Origin of the sequence: Paenibacillus sp. GbtcB18 (assembly GCF_019091125.1) — a bacterium.
Taxonomy (GTDB): domain Bacteria; phylum Bacillota; class Bacilli; order Paenibacillales; family NBRC-103111; genus Paenibacillus_F; species Paenibacillus_F chitinolyticus.
Genome location: NZ_JAGXJX010000299.1, coordinates 1 through 276 on the forward strand (window position 1 = coordinate 1; position 276 = coordinate 276).

1 pseudogene is annotated in these 276 nt (G+C 38.0%); it reads right to left on the reverse strand.

What is annotated here, in order from left to right:
* Positions 1-276, reverse strand: a pseudogene (flgG, locus tag KVT34_RS30260) (flagellar basal body rod protein FlgG); the annotation flags it as partial.

The following is a 276-nucleotide window of genomic DNA, read 5'->3' on the forward strand; positions in this document are numbered from 1 at the left end:
CACCGCATCATATATCGTACCGTCTGCTTGTACAGCTACCTTTGCTCCTTCTGGAATACGAATACGTTCATTATTCTCACCCATTACGAAAGCACCTGAAGTTGTTTGCAGATAACGATCACTATTTAATGTAAAACTACCGTCTCTCGTTAAAAACGTTTCATTATTTTTAGATGTAACGAAAAACGAAGCTGCGCCAGACGTACCGTCATCTAAAAAGAAATCTGTAGCACTATTTGTCATTTGTATATTTCCTTGTACTAAGTTCACATGCGT